4 protein-coding genes are annotated in these 4050 nt (G+C 67.0%); all 4 read left to right on the forward strand.

Going from position 1 to position 4050, the window contains the following annotated elements; translation table 11 throughout:
- Window positions 1–583 (forward strand): glutamate ligase domain-containing protein (locus DBR22_RS24810; RefSeq protein WP_308810239.1); only part of this gene is annotated, 583 nt, incomplete at its 5' end.
- A 2-nt stretch (window positions 584–585) separates the two neighbouring features.
- Window positions 586–1869 carry a putative lipid II flippase FtsW gene (gene ftsW, locus DBR22_RS19290; protein WP_108600330.1) on the forward strand — a complete coding sequence of 428 codons (1284 nt, stop codon included), beginning with the start codon at window positions 586–588 and terminating at the stop codon, window positions 1867–1869.
- A gap of 6 nt (window positions 1870–1875) precedes the next feature.
- A complete protein-coding gene (gene murG / locus DBR22_RS19295) occupies window positions 1876–2976 on the forward strand; it encodes an undecaprenyldiphospho-muramoylpentapeptide beta-N-acetylglucosaminyltransferase (protein ID WP_108600331.1) in 1101 nt (366 codons plus the stop codon).
- On the forward strand, window positions 2973–4050 hold a 1078-nt coding region (murC, locus tag DBR22_RS19300), incomplete at its 3' end, for a UDP-N-acetylmuramate--L-alanine ligase (protein WP_108600332.1). The genes murG and murC, both read left to right, overlap by 4 nt.

Consider the following 4050-nt stretch of genomic DNA (forward strand, 5'->3'; position numbering starts at 1 on the left):
CTACGGTGTGGATCCAAAGGCGGTTCGCCGCGGAATCCAGGCCTATGTTCCGGGCAACCACCGCATCCAGCCTGTTGCCCGCGAAAACGGCGTTCTTTGGGTCAACGACTCCAAGGCAACCAACCCGCACGCCGCCGCGGCGTCCCTGGGGACCTTCAACAATGTCATTTGGATTGCCGGTGGTCTGTCGAAGGGCGTCAGCTACGACGACCTGGTCCGTGACCATGCAGCACGGCTCAAAGCCGTGGTGCTGATCGGCACCGACACCGCGCCGCTGGCCGACGCCCTGAAACGACACGCACCCGACGTCCCCGTGATCCTGCCGCCGGCGGGCGACACTGAAAACATGCAGACTGCCGCTACGGGCGGAGCCATCGCCGGCGGCTCGCCGGTTTCCGGGGAGACCGTGATGGTCCGGGCCGTGGCGTCAGCAGCGCAGCTTGCCGCATCCGGAGACACCGTCCTGATGGCCCCGGCAGCTGCTTCCATGGATCAGTTCTCTTCCTATGCTCACCGAGGCGACGCCTTTATCGAAGCTGTCCGCGAGCTGGTGGAAGGGCAGGCCAAGACCGGCGAGGAGTAACAATGGTCAGCACGCCCACCCGGCCGCCGGCGTCCCATCCCGCCCTGCCTGCACGGATCCGGGGCTGGTACCGGGGCTTCTGGTCAACCCTCGAAGGAACAGGGACATCCAGGAACGGTTCGACCTACTACCTCATCCTGGGTTCCACCCTCGCCCTGACCGCCATCGGCATCATGATGGTGCTCTCGGCCTCCAGCGTTGAATCCATCGCCGCCGGAAAGTCGCCCTACGGGGATGCCCTCAAACAGGGCATGTTCGCTGCCATCGGCATCTTCACCATGTTCGTTCTCTCCCGTATCAACGTGGTCTGGCTTAAACGCCTGGCGTGGCCCGGTTTGGGCGGGGCACTGGTCCTGCTGATCCTGGTCCAGCTGATCGGTGACGAAGTCAACGGAAACAAGAACTGGATCGACATCGGCGGCATCACGTTCCAGCCGTCCGAGGCGTCCAAGCTTGCCCTGGCGCTCTGGATGGCCACGGTCCTCGCCAGGAAAGGAAAGCTGCTCCAGCGGCTGTCGCATGTCCTGATTCCCGCGGTGCCGCTGGCGGGCGGGGTGATTGGGCTGGTGCTCCTGGGCAACGACCTCGGGACGGCGATGATCATCATGATGATCACGGCTGCGGCTCTTTTCTTTGCCGGTGTGCCCCTCTACCTGTTCGGGTTCGCTGCCCTGGTGGCCGCCGCCGGCACAGCAGTCATGGCCGTCACCAGCTCAAACCGGATGTGCCGCATCACCTCCTGGTGGACAGGGCAGTCCTGTGCCGACGGCATTGACGCCAACTACCAGGCAACCAACGGTATCTACGGGCTTGCCTCGGGCGGCTGGTTCGGCGTGGGCCTGGGCCAGAGCCGGCAGAAATACAGCTGGATTCCGGAAGCCCACAACGACTTCATTTTCGCCATCATCGGCGAGGAACTCGGCCTGGTGGGCACCGTCGTCGTCCTTGTCCTTTTTGCTATCCTCGGTGCAGCCATCTACCGCGTGGTGGTGGCGCAGGAGGACATGTTCCACCGCGTGCTGGCGGGCACCATCATGGTGTGGCTGCTGGGGCAGGCCACCGTCAACATGGCGGTGGTGACAGGCCTGATGCCGGTCATCGGCGTGCCGCTGCCGTTCATTTCCTACGGCGGCTCGGCTCTGCTGATGTCGCTATGTGCGGTAGGGGTGGTGCTGTCCCTCGCCCGTGAACAGATGGCTCCAGCGCTGCGGCCCAAGAAGATACTGAAGTTCGGCGCCAAGCGGGGATCCACCGGCCGCAAGAAAACCGTCAGAAAGCGTACCTAGCACCACATGAGAACCCAGAACCTCTCCATCGTCCTGGCGGGTGGCGGAACCGCCGGCCACATCAGCCCCCTGCTGGCCATCGCTGCCGCGCTCCGTTCCGCCGTGCCGGGCGCCAGGCTGCTTGCGGTGGGCACTCCTGCCGGTATGGAGACCCGCCTGGTTCCTGCCGCCGGTCTGGAGCTTGCCACCATCGACCGCGTTCCGTTTCCGCGGAAACCTTCCGTGGACCTGCTGCGGCTGCCCGGCCGGCTGGCCGGAGCTGTGCGGCAATCCGGCCGCATCCTTGACGACGCGTCGGCCGACGTCCTCGTGGGGGTGGGGGGCTACGTCTGCACACCGCTGTACCTCGCGGCCCGGCGCCGGGGCATCCCCATCGTCATCCATGAAGCGAACACGCGCCCAGGACTGGCCAACCGGGTGGGATCGTTCCTCACCCGGCACGTCGCCACGGCCTTTGACACCACCCGCCTGCGCCATGCCAGCCACGTCGGCATGCCCATGCGCCGCGAGATATCGGGTCTGGACAGGGATTCGGCCCGGGCCGCTGCCCGCGAAGCGCTGGACCTGGATCCGGCGAAGCCCACGCTGATCGTCACAGGCGGTTCGTCCGGCGCCCAGAGCATCAACCGTGCCGTCGCGGCCTCCGTCAAGGACCTCTCCGGTGCCGGGATCCAGACGCTCCACATCACCGGCCGCGGCAAGACGGTCCAAGGTCCCGACGGCGGCCCGCTCACCGCCGAAGGGTACCGGCAGGTCGAATACGTGGATGGCATGGAATTGGTGTACGCCGCCGCGGACGTCCTGCTGGCGCGGTCCGGCGCAGCGACTGTCAGCGAAGTGGCAGCAGTGGGTGTGCCGGCCGTTTTTGTGCCGCTGCCCATCGGCAACGGTGAGCAGGCCCTCAACGCCGCCGGACTGGTGAATGCCGGCGGCGCGGTCCTGGTCCCTGACCGGGACTTCACCCCCGAATGGGTGGTACGCGAGCTGATTCCCCTGGTCACAGACGCGGACCGGCTCGCCGGCATGGCCGCCAACTCGCGCCGTCTTGGGATAAGAAACGCCGATCAGCTGATGGCTGATCTTGTACTGGAAGCGGTATCCGAATGACCCCCGCAGGCGTCCGCAGCCAGCAATCGCTGGGCCGCGTCCATTTCATCGGTATCGGCGGCGTGGGCATGTCCGCCGTGGCCCGCATTATGGTGGCCCGCGGCGTTCAGGTCAGCGGCTCCGATGCCAAGGACCTTCCGGTGATGGCCGAGCTCGCTGCCGCTGGCGCGAGGATCGCCGTGGGCTACGGTGCGGCCAACATCGGTGATGCCCAGACGGTGGTGGCCGGCTCGGCTATCCGAGCCGACAACCCCGAGCTGGTGGCCGCACGCGCTGCCGGGCTCCCCGTGCTGCACCGCTCCGAAGCGCTGACCGCCACCATGGGGGAGGACCTGGTGGTCGCCGTCGCAGGTACCCACGGCAAGTCGACCACCACGTCCATGATCACCGTCCTGCTTCAGGGCGCCGGGATGGACCCGTCGTTCGCCATCGGCGCCAACGTGCCCGCCCTTGGTGTCAACGCTGCCCACGGCACCTCCGGAGTGTTCGTCGCCGAGGCCGATGAATCGGACGGATCCTTCCTGAACTACCGGCCGCGGATCGCCGTGGTCACCAACGTTGAACCCGACCACCTTGATTTCTACGGCACGGCCGAGGCCGTCTACGAGTCCTTTGACCGGTTTACCATGCTGCTCCCGGCTGACGGCGTCCTGATAGCCTGCGCCGACGACGCCGGTGCCCTGGCCCTCGCTGAACGCACTGCGGCGCGCGGCAACACCAGGGTGGTTCTCTACGGAACCTCGGACCGCTCCGACCTGGTGCTGCACGACGGCGGCCCGGGGGCCGTGTCAGTTTCCTCAGCCGCGGGCCGGTCCGCCCTGGACCTGCAGGTGCCGGGACGGCACAACGCCCTTAACGCCGCAGCCGCCTTCGCCGTAGCACTGGAGCTTGGCGTCGATCCCGGCGCGGCAGCCCGCGCCCTGGCACACTTTTCCGGCGCCTCCCGCCGCTTTGAACTGAAGGGCGAAGCCCGCGGCGTACGTGTCTTTGACGATTACGCCCACCATCCCACGGAAGTCAGGGCGGCGCTCACGGCGGCCCGTTCCGTCGCCGACGGGCACCGTGTCCACGTGC

The organism is Arthrobacter sp. HMWF013, from assembly GCF_003061105.1.
Lineage (GTDB): Bacteria > Actinomycetota > Actinomycetes > Actinomycetales > Micrococcaceae > Arthrobacter.

Excerpts from the sequence above, each read along its gene's own strand:
- ftsW (WP_108600330.1), top strand. The coding sequence starts at position 586 with ATGGTCAGCACGCCCACCCGGCCGCCGGCGTCCCATCCCGCCCTGCCT.
- murG (WP_108600331.1), top strand. The coding sequence starts at position 1,876 with ATGAGAACCCAGAACCTCTCCATCGTCCTGGCGGGTGGCGGAACCGCC.